This window comes from Paenibacillus sp. BIC5C1 (assembly GCF_032399705.1).
GTDB lineage: Bacteria > Bacillota > Bacilli > Paenibacillales > Paenibacillaceae > Paenibacillus > Paenibacillus taichungensis_A.
Genome location: NZ_CP135922.1, coordinates 6,128,902 through 6,143,155, shown reverse-complemented (window position 1 = coordinate 6,143,155; position 14,254 = coordinate 6,128,902). Strand labels below are relative to the sequence as shown.

Here is a 14,254-nt window from a genome sequence, read left to right as displayed (position 1 = left end):
TGGTATAGAGTGAATCCCATGCCTGACAGCAGGGGATACATAAACGAAATAGGTTTGTAAGTTCGATTGGTATCGAACATTAGAAATATATCATGGAACTATGCTAAAATACAATGGATAGTCTGAAAAAAAGGAGACTTCAACGATGAAAATTTTACACCATCCCCAAGTGGAGGATATTGAACTTTCTTCCGTTTTGTACGCTTTAAGTGATCCCATCCGTCTTGGGATTGTAACGGAAGCGGCCAGAAATGGTGAGCAGCCATGCAGTCATTTTCGTGCACCTGTTGTGAAATCCACGATGTCACACCATATTCGGACCCTGCGGGAAGCCGGAGTCATTCGGGTGAGAGTACAAGGTACACAGCATTTCCTGACGCTAAGATCTGAGGATCTGGAAGTGCGTTTTCCTGGTCTGTTACAGCCTTTGTTACAAGCGGCAGCTCAGTCCGAAATACATGATTCCTAAATAATGTCCTTTCTTCAAGTTGAAGAGGGGACATTTTTTTATGTTTGGCCTGTTCCATACTGCTGCGACATTCTATGTCGTACCATGCCCCCTATAATAACGGTGAACACACAAACCATATCGAAAAGAGGTTCACAAACGTTGGCAAAAACAAAAAGAGGACGCGTCCTGTGGAATCTACCATCCCGAGGAAGAGGAACATGCCCGGTGTGCAGCAGCACCCGGATTAAATTGTTGTATTCGCAAACGAAAACAGATGGTACGAGTCTGAAAGTATGCAAGAAATGCTCCAAAGCCGTGCAGTCCAGAGTGGACAAAGTAACCGTATAACATAACAGGCCTGTTCTTCGGAACGGGCCATGTCTTTTGGTATAATACAATTACTAAATACGGAACGAGCCAGGGGGCGGGGAAATGAGCAATATGCATCGTATTCACTGGTTTGACGAGCAGATTCGGAGTGGACGTTTTCCGAACAGCAGCTGGCTGGCACGTGAATTTGAAATATCCCGGCGCCAAGCCCAGCGTGATATTGAATATATGGCGATTTCTCTACGTGCCCCCCTGGTGTATATAGCAAAATATCGGGGGTATTGTTACGAGGATCAGACCTACCGGCTGCCCCATTTATATATGACGGAAGAAGAACAGCAGGTGCTTAAGTATCTGGCACATCGTTACAGGCATTACAATTATGATCAGTCGGATGCGGTGAAGCGTGTGGCGCATTTGCTGGAACGTTTTACGCTTGAGGAACAGCAGACGGGGAGCAGTCAGCTTCCTGTGTTTAAAGCAGATCCGCAACAGCTTCAGTCCTTTGAGATTTTGTCCCATGCGATTGCCGAATCCCGCAAAGTACATATCCATTACAGAGATCATGCCGGAGAAAGGCAATTTACCTGGTGCCCATTGAAGATGGTGTCCCAGTTCAACGCCGATTATGTCGTTGGCTATGAATTCGACCCTTTACAGCAAACGGCCATCCGGCTGGAGGGCATGATTCATGTGCAGATGACGAACGATACGTTTCAGTGTCAGACAGACGGTTTGCTGGGGGTATGGGAAGAGTCGATGCCTGTCCGTAAACCGTTTGTCGCTAAGATAAGAATGAGAGAAGTGCAGCAAACAGAGCTGTGGCAAGGATATCGGATTCGGGAGAATCAAGATCAGGTCCACTGGATTGAATTTTATGATACGGAGGCGTTCTTACAGCATTTGTTCGTTACCGAGTGGGAGGAACTGTTGTCTCCAACGTGGCTTAGACGAAAGCTCCAGCAAAGTGCTGAAGGAATAATCGACAGGCTTGCAATGAGCTCAAGGCAAACCTGAATTGGAACAACCATAGAGAGGAGATTTTTTTTTGACTGAAGTTGCGTTAGACAACCTGATCATGAAGCGGGAGTCCAAATCGTATGTGGATAGCCTACACGCTGTATTGACCCATGCGGGTCTGTTTCAGGGTTCCAAGTATGTGCTCGCCGGATATACGGGTATGGCATTCAAACTTTCAGTGCATCGCAGACTGCTGCCCATGTCGGTTACAGCCTATGGTCAATGGGGAGAATCTCATCGCCCTGGGATCGATAACTTGGGGATATTCACGATCTGGGATGGGGGGCGGACACGTCATCCCACATTCGGGTATTACCAGAGGGATGCGGTAAATTGGGTGAAGCGCAGCCTGGATGGGGGCGTAGGAGTTATCTACTGGATTCCGGAATTTGGTGTTATTCATGGGTATGATGACAGTGATCGCATCTTTTATGTGCAAGATGGCTGGAGCAAGGAACCACAGATTATGCTGTATGACAATTTCGGATTAAACTTCACCGGGTTCTGGTACTGTCAGGTCTTTGGTGATCAGGTACATATCCCTGAACAAGAGATGCTGTTGGAATCATTGAGATTGGCGATTGAGGATTGGGATATCCCTTATCGTCTACTGCCTGATCGGAATATCGTTTCGGGCAGAATGGCGTATGATGTGTGGGTAGAGGCCCTTCGGAGTGGAGATTACGATGAATCGGGTGCTGTGTATATTTTGCAATCCTATTGCCAGTCCCGAACTGAAATTCAGTTGTATTTGCAGGATGCGCGGGGGATATGGACCGAACTGGACCAAGCCCATGCGTGTTATGAACAGCTTGGAGCACTGATTATTCAGATGAAGGGATGCATGATTCAGGAACATAACAGATGGATTATGCAGGCAGACGCCATAGAGAAGCTGGCACAGATTTTATTGGAAGCGAAAGCATTGGAAGAGCAGGCTGTTGATTATTTTCGTTTGATATCCCTAAAGTATCCAGATCGTAAACGTACCACTGTGCCACGTTGGGGAGCACATTCGGCAAGGTAGGGGAGGGAGGATAAGGTGATGGGGAGTAAAACGCTGCCGGAGTTGATTCGTTTTGCACAGACTCAGAATTTGGCGGATGAACAACTATACTGGAGCGGCGCAGGCTCGTACCTCGATGCGATGTATCGTATTCTAATACACAAGCAGTGGACGAATTTACCGCGTCACATGATTGCGGGCATGACTGCAAATGTGTTTCGTCTGGTGGTAGATCGGCGCCTAACGACAGAATCGATCTCGGCGTACAATTGGATGGCCGAGAACTTTGTAGCTGCTGATTTCATTGGTGTGACAGCGAGTCAGTCAGGGGGATTTTCGTTCGTGCCAACCTTTCCGCTCTATCAGAAGCAGGCCCTGCTGGATATCAAGGCTTCCATTGACCGGGGTGTAGGTGCTATTCTGTGGCATGATCAGTTTGTTATTTGTGCTGGATATGATGATGGGGAGCAGGTGCTGTTCATTTGTGAGAGTCAAGAAAATGAAGTCATTCGTCTGCCCTATGATTCTTTTGGTCGAAACAGTACACCATACTGGTACTATCAGGTTCTTGAATCTCATACAACCGTAGACATATGGGAAGTGTGCAAAGAATCATTAATTCAGGCTGTGTACAAATGGGAAACCCATGACTATATGCTGCCTCCTCAGGATTACGCATGTGGACCCGCTGCTTATGCAGCCATTGCTGATGCCCATGGTTCTGCGCTATTATGCTAATTCAAGAAAGGATATGGCCTCCTATGTTGGAGAGCTTAAGCATTTGTCCAATCAGATGAATCAAGTGGTACAAGAGTATGCGTTACTTGCAGACCTATATGCTCAGATGATGGAGAAGGTTAAGGATTCAACAGCGTGGGATGCGAAAGAACCGGGGCATGTGCAAAAGGTGATCTGTCTGATCGAGCAAGCAGGGGAAACGGAACAGCGTGCCATCGATGCCATTAAGCAGGCATTCCCAGAGACGATTGGCAATCGTTTTGAGGATATTGGATTAAGATAAATGGAATAGTGCAATTACTTCAAAATAGAAAAAGTACAGACAAAACCGGAAATGACCCTGAAGGCCGTCGTTCCCGGTCTTATTTGCGTTTATCTTAGCCACATCTATGTCGTAATGTCGGTCCTCATACAATAGCTGAACTAGCATTCATAGTCTCGCTTGACCCTCAATTCGGGTTGGGCCCGATGGATTGCGGCGGAGCCAACATTCTGGCTATATTGTTGAAGCTTTCCTGCCAATCGGCCGTGATGATGCTCCCGATATAACCATCTGGGCGAATCAAGACCAGCGTTTCGCTGGTAATACCGTAGGTACGGGTCAACTTGCCGCTGGAGTCATGGAGGATCTTCTGATCTGATTCGTGTGTGGTACCAACGACGTAGCAGTGTAATTCGGCACCGCTGGTTGGCCAGTTTAACTTAGGGAGTAACTTGGCAGCGTTAGGTCCAAAGGCAAGCAAAGTGAAGTGAGGCCCCTGATAGATGTCGAACAGACGTGGTTCCCCACCGGGTCCATTGCAGGGAGCATCTGGCGCCCGGTCACCAACATGAAGTGTTTTGGTGGCCGTTTCTTCGCTAGACGCGAGCGGCCCACCATGGTAAGAAAGTCTAAGCTGTCGCTCCTCGTCTCCACGCTTGAGGCTAGCCAGGCGATTTTTGTCTAGCTTGGCGTATAGCTCGCTGGATTTGCTGAGGACGCGAGCGGCAATCGGTTGACGCTCAGCCTCGTAGCTGTCAAGCAACCTCTCGGGTGCCCCAGCAATGACCTGCCCTATTTTCCAACCGAGGTTATAGGCGTCCTGTATACCCGTGTTGAGACCTTGTGCACCGGCCGGGGTGTGCACATGTGCAGCATCGCCTGCAATGAAGACGCGACCCGACCGATAGTGCTCAGCCAGTCGAACGTTGGGACGAAACAGCGAACTCCAGGTAATGTCGTAGAGACGCAAACCTGTGAGTTTGTGGAATTGAGCGGCGAGTGCGCCTTTGTCTAGGTTAGGCTTTTCTTCCGGTGCCAGCCTGATCATAACTTGGAACTGGTCGGAGTGTGGCAGAGGGCAGGCTCCGACAAACGTGCCATGTGTACGTGGCCACATATGCCACCTATTGCGAGACAGTTTGTCGATCGAGCCGTCGATGATGAGTGTACGGTCAGAGTCGGTAGTCTCTCCAATAAATCGGATATCTGCCCCTTTGCGAACGATGCTCGAACCTCCATCTGCTCCGACGAGATATCTGCTGCGAACCTTCTCTCCGGAAGAGAGAGTCACCGTCACTCCATCAGCATCCTGTTCGAATTGCTCCAACCCGTTGTTAAATTCAATGATTAAGCCGAGTTGTTTCAGTAGGCGGTGTAAGATGGCATCCGTTCGGTGCTGCGCCAACAGGAGAATGTTTGGATACGGATCGCTCGGTGTTGGTTTATTTTGCTGCTGCATGCGCCAAGGCAAAGTTAACGGTCCAATATGAAAACCGGCAAGCGGGTAAGAACTTCCCTCTGACTGAGCCTCTTCCAGCACGCCGAAGTCCTCCAAAATCTCTTGGGTTCTTGGTTGAATTCCCTTGGCACGGGAACCTTGAAAGGCGTGAGGGGCTTTGTCAACGAGTCGGACACGAAGGCCGCGTCGAAGCAGGTCGACTGCAAGAGCGGAGCCAGTCGGTCCAGCTCCAGCGATGAGTACGTCAATATCGTAATGTTGGGTCAGTTGAATCTCCTCCTGATCACCCATATCGCAATGGATGAGATATCGTGCTTTATTTATTGTTTCTATTGAAACTTTTTTAATTTCCCGTGAAACAATAATAAGTTAATCTCTCTTTATTGTCAATATTGTTTCCAGGAAACTTTAATTGTAGGACATACCCTGATATACTGGTAAGAAGCTAACCATCGTTGGAGGAAAATTGAATGATCAACCCATCGGATAATCAAAATAAAGATCACTTAATTCAAGAAGTACTGGAAGCAGTGAAAGATATACAGATCAGATTCCAAACAGAAGAAGACGAAGAAAAACAGTGGCTGATCCAAAATAGTCCTAATCCGGCTGTTGAAGAGCTAATCCAAGAAATGACGGTGACAATGCTGCATGTGCTGGATGCAATCGGTACACTTGAACCAGTAAACGGCATAACCATTTCAAAACAATTCGGCTTCTCTAAAGGGACTGTCTCCAAGATTACGAGAAGACTCGTGTCTCAAAAAATCATCGTAACCGAGTCACTTCCGGATAACAAAAAAGAAGTTCTATTCCGTACCACATCGCTCGGAAAAGAGATTTATCGTTTGCATCAGGGCCTGCATCATCAGATTGATCTTGGGGTTCATCATTTCTTGCAACGGTATAACGAGGATGAGTTACAGTTTCTCGTAAACACCCTCCAAAAGACGCTGCATACATCATGGATTCATTCGGAGACAGAGGAGGGGACTTATGAATCCGCCCGAAGAGATGCGCCTACAAACAAGGATTCAAAAGCTTATAAGGCTAATAGCTCTACGTCATTGACCGAGGAAATGGATGAAATCATGTCTATGCTCAACAAGTTGGATTCCCGTAATTTGAAGAAAGCAAAAACCATATTAAATGATGTTTTTTTTGCAGATTATGAGGACTAGCCGCAACATCAGCATATTTCATAAGAAAATGATTTGAAGCGTTCTGCGCACAATAAATTAAGGTATAACAAATACCGGATAAGGCTGATAAGCCTATCCGGTATTTTTTCGTATTTTGCCACATCCGAATCCATTGCTCATCCTTATTTCAACCTGTACAAGAAAAAATAACCATAAATTCGATTTTGGGGTAATGTGCAGCTCCCTATGTTCCGAATATTATAATAGATGGTCTTTTTTGGATGAAGCATATTGAAGGACAACAGGGGGCGGGAGTATGGTGCATAATCCGGAAACCATTCAGGAATGTATCGAAAAGGCACGACAGAGGCTCTACCAGATTGCAAATTCTCATAAAGAACTGTGGCATCCGGAGGTCATTCGTCAATCGATGGTTCTGGATGAACTCATTAATCAATATAACAATGCCATTCGCGGAAAGACATCCCGAAGTAAATAACAGCGTGTTACAAACCTCGGGATGAAATGATGCGAATGCATTCAGTATACGAACTCTATTCTTTTACAGCCCCAAGCACAATTCCTTTTACAAAGAAACGCTGCAAGAATGGATACACGAGCAGGATTGGCAGTGCCCCAATAAAGATCTGGGCTGCGTTAACGGTACGCTGCGACATGTTCTGAAGCTGTGTCGCATCGACATTCATATTGGAGAAATCCTGCTGCACGATAATCGTTTGCATCAATGTAGCGAGCGGATATTTGGCTGCGTCATTCATGTAGATCAAACCGTCGAACCAGGAATTCCACTGCCCCACCATCGTAAATAGGGAAATCGTAGCAATGGCCGGCATGGACACAGGCAGATAGATACGGAACAATGTGGTGATATGGTTGGCACCATCGATGAATGCCGCTTCTTCGAGCTCTTTCGGTACGTTACGGAAGAAGTTCATCATGAGAATCAGGTTCCAGACCGCCACAGCGCCCGGCAAAATCAGAGCCCACATGGTGTTGATCAGTCCCAGCTTTTGAATCAGGATATAGGAAGGGATCAGTCCGCCGCTGAACAGCATCGTGAAGATGAAAAACCACGCGTACAGCGAACGTCCCTTGAAATTCAGACTTTCCTTGGATAAAGGATATGCCGTCAGGGTGACCAGCACCATACTAAGCAGCGTACCGAACACGGTACGTTGCACTGAGATCCAGAGCGCGCTGAGAAAGTTACTGTTACCAAACGTTTTGGTATAGGCATCGACTGTAAAATCAATCGGCCAGAGCGTTACCAGATTGGCGGAAGCTGCCGCTTTACCGCTGAAGGAAACCGCCAGAATATGGATAAGCGGCAGCACACACAGCAGCGAGACGGCCGCGATGAAGAACAGGTTGAAGCCGTTAAATATACGGTATCCGGTCGTTTTGTGATACACCTTAATTCCTCCTTAGAAAATGCGGTAATTGGCGATTTTGTAAGCCATCCGGTAGGCGGTAATAACGAGGAACATGGCGACAAAGGATTTAAACAAACCAACCGCAGTCGCAAAACTCATTTTGCCATTCAAAATACCCATCCGGTAAACAAACGTGTCAATAATATCGCCTTTATCATATACAAGTGGATTGTACAGGTTGAAAATCTGGTCAAATCCAGCATTAAGAATATTCCCCAGTGACAGCGTTCCCACGACAATAATCATCGGCACGAGTGCAGGCAGCGTAATGTGTAGGGTCTGCTTAAGTCGTGTTGCCCCGTCAACTTCAGAAGCTTCGTACAGAGCAGGGTTAATGCCCGCAAGGGCTGCAAGAAAGACAATGGTACCAAATCCGAATTCCTTCCATACATCACTGATGACCACGGTTACACGGAACCAGTCGCCATCTCCCAGAAAGAAGATCGGTTCAATGCCAACGGCCGCCAGAATCTGGTTAATCAGTCCGCCTTCGGGGGAAAGCATGTCCAGCAGGATGCCGCCCAGTACAACCCAAGACAAGAAGTGGGGCAGGTATACCAGCGTTTGTGAGAACCGTTTGAAAGTGGAATTCCGTACTTCATTCAGCAAAATAGCAAATACAACAGGGGCCACGAGTCCGGCCACAATCTTCATGGCGGCAATCAGTACTGTGTTCCAGATGACCTGAACACTGTCCGGATATTCGAACATGAATCGGAAGTTATCCCATCCGACCCATTTGGAGCCGGTGAATCCCAGCCATGGTTTAAAATCCTGAAACGCAATAATAATGCCGCCCATAGGCACATAGGCGAACAGCAATGTGAGCAGTACCGAAGGCAGCAGCATCAGATGCAGCGGCCAATTGCGTTTGAAATTCCAGCGGGTACGTTTGCGTGGATTGTGTGTTGCCTGCCGCACCGGCGTATTGGTCGTTAGTGGTTGTTCCATAGCCATCAGGTCCCTCCTTTATATCGTCCAGCCTCTGCATAATGAGGCCAGTCAGCCTCTGCAAATAGTGGAGCAACTGAATTATAGCAATGGAAACGGGTGGGCTATAGAACAACATTTCAAGGCGGATGTTGATTTATTAACTTGTTGAAAACGTATACCGAATAGTGACTCATTTGAAATTCAGTATAGATATGTAAGGGGTTTCAATATAAAATAGGACTTCGATGTGTATCTTTACTTTAATCCGGGACAGGGTGAAGCAATGAAATTTACAGTATTCTCAAAAACAGTTATGCTGCTTGTCTGCTTGCTTGTACCAATCTTGCTGCTCTATACCTACGCGAATCAGGCGAATGTGGACATGGTTGTCGAGGAGAAGCAAAATTCAAGTTTGAATCAATTCAACTATTTTAGCTCTCAGGTGGATAAAAATATTGAACAGCTCTCCCTTTACGGGCTGACTTTACTACGTGATCCAAGCATTTTGCACTATCGTTACATGACGGAATCGACCAGTCAGTATGAGAAAAACAGCATCTATCTCGATATTCTCGACAAATTGTCGCTGTACCAGTCCACCAGCCGCTGGAAGAATGATATTACCATTGTGTTGCCTCAGGCAGAGCTGGTATTGTCCACCATGTCGAACCGGACGGTCTTTAATGAGAAGATGTTGAAATTTCCACAGCCAGGCCGATGGCAGTTGAATGAAGGCAGCTTCACTTATTTCTTTACGGATAACTACGAGTGGAATGAAAAACCTGTGGCCACGGATGTACGGACCGTGATGGAAATTAATTTTGACCCGATGAACATTGTTGCCATGCTGGATGATTTTAAGGAGGCACAGGGAGGAGATCCCTTTCTTCTGGTCCCGGGCAACGAGCCACTATTAAATCGCAGTGCAGACCCCGAGCTCGTGGAAGCCGTGATGCGGGACATGCCACTAACTGAACTGGATAGTGAAGGCAACCATCAACTTGAGGTGGGGGGCAAGAAGTACTTGGTTAGTTATGTGCTCTCCAAACAGCTGAACGGAATTTATGTTAACCCGGTTGTGCTGGATGATTTGCTCACGCCGATGGACAAGAGCCGGAACATGTTCATTACTTCCATTTTGCTGCTGCTCGTGCTCAGTATTGGCGCTGCACTGTTGTTATATCGAAAGGTACAGGTACCGATACAACGTCTGATGAGAGGATTGCAACAGATTCGCAAAGGACAGCTGTCCACACGAATTCCGGTCGATCACTCCCGTGATGAATTCGCGTACCTGACGCAGAGCTTCAATCACATGGCCGAGCAAATTCAGGAGCTGATCGAAAAAGTATACGAGGAACGCATCCGTTCACGAGAAGCGACGCTGAAGCATCTGCAATCACAGATCAATCCTCATTTCCTGTACAATTGTCTGTTTTATATTAAAAATATGACGCAGCTCGGCAACCGTGAAGCGGTTATTGCCATGTCGCTCAGCCTGGGAGATTACTATCGCTACATCACACGTGATGAGAACGATATGACCACCGTGGAGGAGGAAATCCGGTTGTTGGACAATTATTTGTCCATCCAACAGATGCGCACCAACCGTTTGTCGTATGAGATCGCCGTACCGCAAGAACTGATGCAGCAGCACATTCCGAGGCTGCTGATCCAGCCTATCGTGGAGAATGCAGTCATTCACGGCATTGAACCGATGGAGGGAAGCGGTCACATCGTGGTTACAGGCATGGCAGCACAAGAACAAATTGATGGAAGGGAATACACACGGTATAGTTTGTTTGTCGATAATGACGGTGTTACTTTGACGCCGGAAGAGATTGCCGGTCTTGAACGAGAAATCAATGAACCGATGGGTGAAGAAATAGGCACGGGTACCTGGAATGTACACCAACGGCTCGTTACACGATATGGTCATTCTTCAGGGCTTCATTTTGGAGCGATCCCTTACGGTGGTCTCAGTGTGGAAATACGATGGTTTGAGGAGGAATATCCTAATGATGAATCTAATGGTCGTGGATGATGAACATTCAGCGGTGGAATCGATTGCAGCCTCCATACCGTGGAGAGAGCATGGGATTGGGCACGTATATAAGGCGTACTCGGTGAAAGAGGCATTACAGCAAATGACGGCACATCAGGTCCATATTATCATCACCGATATTCGTATGCCTGGCTTGTCCGGACTGGATCTGGTGAGTCATATTCGTCAAAAGTGGGAACGGACCAAATGTATCATTTTATCTGGACACGCATCCTTTGATTATGCGAAGCAGGCACTCCGGCATGGAACAGTGAGTTATCTGCTGAAGCCAGTTCGGGATGAGGAGCTGATTGAAGCTGTGCAGCAGGCTTCCGTCCAGATTCGGCTGGAGGGAGAGAAACAATTGATGCACCAGCGCGCCATGTATTCGGTGAGGGAACATTTACCGGAGAAGCGGGCGGGATTAATGAAGGATGTACTGCTTGGACATAAATTTGCAGAGAGCGAACTTGTAGAGAAACTGGAGCAATTGGAGATTGGCTTCCGTCCCCAGGATAAAATGCAGCTGCTGCTCATCCGTTATGATGACCCACAGCCAACGCACAAGGCATTTCGTCTGATGAAATACGCCATCTCCAACGTGGTGGAAGAGATCTTTGGCAGCAGCTATCATCTCTGCCATACGGACGATGCGTATGATGATCTCGTCTTCATGGCAAGTCCAAAACAGACACAGTCTGAACCTGAACTGCTGATGGGGCGGCTTGGAGAACGGCTGCTTCACAGTGTGAAGCAGTATTTAAACGCGACGATTTCACTGTCAGTCAGCCGGATAGGCCGTTTTCCAGACCAGGTTCCACAATTGTATCATCAGGCTGTAAGTGCCTTGCGCAAGCAGGCGGAAGCGGGCAAAGGCCTGCACCTCAATGCGGCTGCCGGCTCCCATGGAGCAACATTGAAATCACTTTCAGCACTGTATGAGCCACCCGGACTGACCGCACTGCTGGAAGCAGGACGGATGGAGGACGCGAGTCGCAAGATTGATTCAATTTTCGCCGAGTTATCGGATAGTGTGTTCCCGGAGCATGTCTATGTTGCTTTTCACTATCTCGCAGCCGCGTTCTCCTACATGGCTCATCGGGAGGGCAGACAGTTGTCCGATGTCCTTGGTGAGCAGTATCAGCAACTGCTGAAGGACGGCTACGGCGTGTCACTTCGGAGTCTGGAAGCATGGACCCGGAGCGTGATGGAACAATGGGCTCAAAGCACAACCGATACGGGCCAGGAAAGTGGATCGAACATGATCAGACAGGTCCAGCAATGGATTGACCACCATCTGGGTGAAGATCTGTCCTTGCAGGTTATTGCCGGGGAGGTGCATCTGCACCCGGTATACTTGTCCAAAATGTATAAACAATCGACGGGTGAAGGCATCAGTGACTACATTATCCGTTCCCGAATGGAACGTGCTGTTCACTTGCTGAAACACACGGCTATGAAAATATATGAAGTCGGTCAGGAAGTGGGATATAACAATACGCCTTATTTCATTCAAGTATTCCGCAAACATTATGGCCTGACCCCGCAGGATTTTCGGAACGGTTAACAAATCAATATGAACATTGAAATTGTGATATATGTTTGCTTCCCCGGCTGCACTATCCTTTTCATGTAAGGGCATTCAAAGTGATTGAGGAGGGGTTTCATGTATAGAAAAATGATGACTGCATTGCTTGCACTGACGATGGTTGCCGTAACGGCATGCAGTTCGGGGGCAAAGGAAGAACCATCCAAGGAAGCGGCTGCGCCACTTGCGCTGCAAGACGGCAAGTATGAACCTGCGGTTCAGATGAGCTATTTGCGAGCCTGGAATGATGATACAAAGTTCAAGAACGGAGAGACTGCACAGAACAACGTGCATACCAAATGGGCCAAAGAGCGTCTGGGCATCGACCTGACTACACCTTGGGCTGTGTCCGTGACCAATGATGCTTTTTACACGAAGCTTCGTCTCTCCCTGTCGGCTAACGAAGAGCTGCCGGATATCGTCTCCATCCGTGGTGACTACAATCTGGTGCGTGAGTTGATTGAATCGGGTAAATTCGCCGATGCAGGTGAATTGTTCGACAAGTATGCATCCGACACATGGAAAGGGGCTGCTGAATCCGCACCGGAAGAGTGGTACCCGTACATGTATGAAGGCAAACGCTATGGTATTCCGATCTTCGACTATGCCTACAATGGCGACCCGGTCATGTTTATCCGTGAAGACTGGCTGAAGAAGCTGGGACTGGAAGAACCTAAAACGATCGATGAGCTCGTGACGGTGATGGATGCCTTTACGAATCAGGACCCGGATGGCAACGGTAAGAAAGATACGTACGGTCTGACGGTTGGCATGAAAAATGCCCTCAATACCTGGATGACTGAATCTGGCTGGATCTTCGGAATGTATAACACGATGCCAGGACAGTGGAATCTGAATGCAGAAGGAACACTGGAATACGGCTCGGTTCAACCAGGTGTAAAAGAAGGACTTGCAACGATGAAAGAATGGTTGTCCAAAGGTTATCTGCCGAAGGAAGCTGGCGTATATGACGAGATCAAGGCTGCCGAACTGTTTACAGCAGGCAAAGCGGGAATCATTGTCGGACCACACTGGATGCCGAACTGGCCAATCGATGATGTGAAGAAAAATGTGGACGGCGCTACCTACAAAGCAATCGCCCTGCCAACTGGACCAACTGGCGAAAGCCATCACCACGGTTCGGGTGCAAGTAACGGGGTTGTGTTGATCAATAAGGATATGGTAAACCCAGAAATTTTCTTCACGTATCAAAATTATTTGTTCGATAACTTCGCTAATCCAGAAGTGGGCGGGGAGTTTGAACATGGCTTTGCCCAAGGATATGACTTTGATATTGTAGATGGCAAAGTGCTTGGTGAGGCTGAAGTGAAAGATGGGGTATCCCCCCTCAAGTACACAATTACGTATGACGGTGCACGGATTCCAAACCTGATGATGGATACGTTGGCAGAACTTGCTACAGGCAAGGAGCCTGAAACACCATTTGAAAAAAATACGAAAATTGCCAACAAACCTGAAGTGTTCGCTGCGGCACAAGTCGTGGTAGCTCATAAGGATGATGCAATCAAGAACAAATTTACGGGTGCACCGACGGATACGATGAAGATGAAGAAAGATGCGCTCGACAAGCTGGAGAAAGATACGTTCAGCAAAATCATTTACGGTCAGGTCGGCATCGATGAATTTGACGCGTTCGTGACAAAATGGAAATCCATGGGCGGCGACCAAATCACAACGGAAGTCAATGAATGGTTCAAAACAGTTAATTAATACCGTGAATGATTCACGAGATGAATCATACTAAAGTAATAAAAGAAAGAAGAACTCTTTCGTGAATACACCGGATTTGGGCGTGAAATCGCCTAA

Annotated in this window: 14 protein-coding genes; 11 read left to right on the top strand and 3 right to left on the bottom strand. The window is 47.5% G+C overall.

Features of this window, described 5'->3' with window-relative positions:
- Positions 1-145: 145 nt before the first annotated feature.
- From RS891_RS27570 to RS891_RS27545, 6 genes are all read left to right on the top strand, one after another.
- Positions 146-469 carry an ArsR/SmtB family transcription factor gene (locus RS891_RS27570; protein ID WP_053780179.1) on the top strand — a complete coding sequence of 108 codons (324 nt, stop codon included), beginning with the start codon at positions 146-148 and terminating at the stop codon, positions 467-469.
- Positions 470-610: 141 nt separating this feature from the next.
- The gene (locus RS891_RS27565; RefSeq protein WP_072735590.1) at positions 611-799 is read left to right on the top strand and encodes a hypothetical protein; all 189 of its coding nucleotides are present in this window, start codon (positions 611-613) and stop codon (positions 797-799) included.
- An 84-nt stretch (positions 800-883) separates the two neighbouring features.
- On the top strand, positions 884-1,798 hold the full coding sequence (locus tag RS891_RS27560; RefSeq protein ID WP_315793708.1) for a helix-turn-helix transcriptional regulator: 915 nt from the start codon (positions 884-886) through the stop codon (positions 1,796-1,798).
- A 31-nt stretch (positions 1,799-1,829) separates the two neighbouring features.
- Positions 1,830-2,828 (top strand): cysteine peptidase family C39 domain-containing protein, encoded by a 999-nt coding sequence (locus tag RS891_RS27555; protein ID WP_315793707.1) that lies wholly within the window; start codon positions 1,830-1,832, stop codon positions 2,826-2,828.
- An 18-nt stretch (positions 2,829-2,846) separates the two neighbouring features.
- The gene (locus RS891_RS27550; protein ID WP_315793706.1) at positions 2,847-3,545 is read left to right on the top strand and encodes a hypothetical protein; all 699 of its coding nucleotides are present in this window, start codon (positions 2,847-2,849) and stop codon (positions 3,543-3,545) included.
- Between the two features lie 43 nt (positions 3,546-3,588).
- Positions 3,589-3,828, top strand: coding sequence for a hypothetical protein (locus RS891_RS27545; RefSeq protein ID WP_315793705.1), 240 nt, complete (start codon positions 3,589-3,591; stop codon positions 3,826-3,828).
- 166 nt (positions 3,829-3,994) lie between these two features.
- Here the strand turns inward: RS891_RS27545 and RS891_RS27540 are convergent, their stop codons facing one another.
- Entirely contained in the window at positions 3,995-5,557 is a 1,563-nt protein-coding gene (locus tag RS891_RS27540; protein WP_315793704.1) for an FAD-dependent monooxygenase, read from the bottom strand.
- A gap of 179 nt (positions 5,558-5,736) precedes the next feature.
- Here RS891_RS27540 and RS891_RS27535 point away from each other — a divergent pair, with 179 nt between their 5' ends.
- Positions 5,737-6,447: a MarR family transcriptional regulator gene (locus RS891_RS27535; RefSeq protein ID WP_315793703.1), complete on the top strand. Its 711-nt coding sequence runs from the start codon at positions 5,737-5,739 to the stop codon at positions 6,445-6,447.
- 277 nt (positions 6,448-6,724) lie between these two features.
- Positions 6,725-6,907 (top strand): aspartyl-phosphate phosphatase Spo0E family protein, encoded by a 183-nt coding sequence (locus RS891_RS27530; RefSeq protein WP_113055458.1) that lies wholly within the window; start codon positions 6,725-6,727, stop codon positions 6,905-6,907.
- Positions 6,908-6,962: 55 nt separating this feature from the next.
- On the opposite strand, the gene RS891_RS27525 is transcribed toward RS891_RS27530, so the two are convergent.
- Together RS891_RS27525 and RS891_RS27520 are read right to left on the bottom strand one after the other, a co-directional pair.
- Entirely contained in the window at positions 6,963-7,841 is an 879-nt protein-coding gene (locus RS891_RS27525; protein WP_315793702.1) for a carbohydrate ABC transporter permease, read from the bottom strand.
- Positions 7,842-7,853: 12 nt separating this feature from the next.
- A complete protein-coding gene (locus RS891_RS27520) occupies positions 7,854-8,813 on the bottom strand; it encodes an ABC transporter permease (RefSeq protein WP_397333744.1) in 960 nt (319 codons plus the stop codon).
- Positions 8,814-9,078: 265 nt separating this feature from the next.
- Between RS891_RS27520 and RS891_RS27515 the strand changes: the two genes are divergently transcribed.
- From RS891_RS27515 to RS891_RS27505, 3 genes are all read left to right on the top strand, one after another.
- Positions 9,079-10,839 (top strand): sensor histidine kinase, encoded by a 1,761-nt coding sequence (locus RS891_RS27515; RefSeq protein WP_146752158.1) that lies wholly within the window; start codon positions 9,079-9,081, stop codon positions 10,837-10,839.
- Positions 10,814-12,406: a response regulator transcription factor gene (locus RS891_RS27510; RefSeq protein WP_315793701.1), complete on the top strand. Its 1,593-nt coding sequence runs from the start codon at positions 10,814-10,816 to the stop codon at positions 12,404-12,406. The genes RS891_RS27515 and RS891_RS27510 overlap by 26 nt, the downstream gene beginning before the upstream one ends.
- Before the next feature lie 99 nt (positions 12,407-12,505).
- Positions 12,506-14,158 carry an extracellular solute-binding protein gene (locus RS891_RS27505; RefSeq protein ID WP_113055454.1) on the top strand — a complete coding sequence of 551 codons (1,653 nt, stop codon included), beginning with the start codon at positions 12,506-12,508 and terminating at the stop codon, positions 14,156-14,158.
- The last annotated feature ends 96 nt before the right edge of the window (positions 14,159-14,254 follow it).

What these genes read in the sequence shown, in the direction of transcription:
- RS891_RS27570 (WP_053780179.1), top strand. Translation starts at nt 146, where the DNA reads ATGAAAATTTTACACCATCCCCAAGTGGAGGATATTGAACTTTCTTCC.
- RS891_RS27560 (WP_315793708.1), top strand. Translation starts at nt 884, where the DNA reads ATGAGCAATATGCATCGTATTCACTGGTTTGACGAGCAGATTCGGAGT.
- RS891_RS27550 (WP_315793706.1), top strand. Translation starts at nt 2,847, where the DNA reads ATGGGGAGTAAAACGCTGCCGGAGTTGATTCGTTTTGCACAGACTCAG.
- RS891_RS27540 (WP_315793704.1), bottom strand. Translation starts at nt 5,557, where the DNA reads ATGGGTGATCAGGAGGAGATTCAACTGACCCAACATTACGATATTGAC.
- RS891_RS27535 (WP_315793703.1), top strand. Translation starts at nt 5,737, where the DNA reads ATGATCAACCCATCGGATAATCAAAATAAAGATCACTTAATTCAAGAA.
- RS891_RS27530 (WP_113055458.1), top strand. Translation starts at nt 6,725, where the DNA reads ATGGTGCATAATCCGGAAACCATTCAGGAATGTATCGAAAAGGCACGA.
- RS891_RS27520 (WP_397333744.1), bottom strand. Translation starts at nt 8,813, where the DNA reads ATGGAACAACCACTAACGACCAATACGCCGGTGCGGCAGGCAACACAC.
- RS891_RS27515 (WP_146752158.1), top strand. Translation starts at nt 9,079, where the DNA reads ATGAAATTTACAGTATTCTCAAAAACAGTTATGCTGCTTGTCTGCTTG.
- RS891_RS27510 (WP_315793701.1), top strand. Translation starts at nt 10,814, where the DNA reads ATGATGAATCTAATGGTCGTGGATGATGAACATTCAGCGGTGGAATCG.
- RS891_RS27505 (WP_113055454.1), top strand. Translation starts at nt 12,506, where the DNA reads ATGTATAGAAAAATGATGACTGCATTGCTTGCACTGACGATGGTTGCC.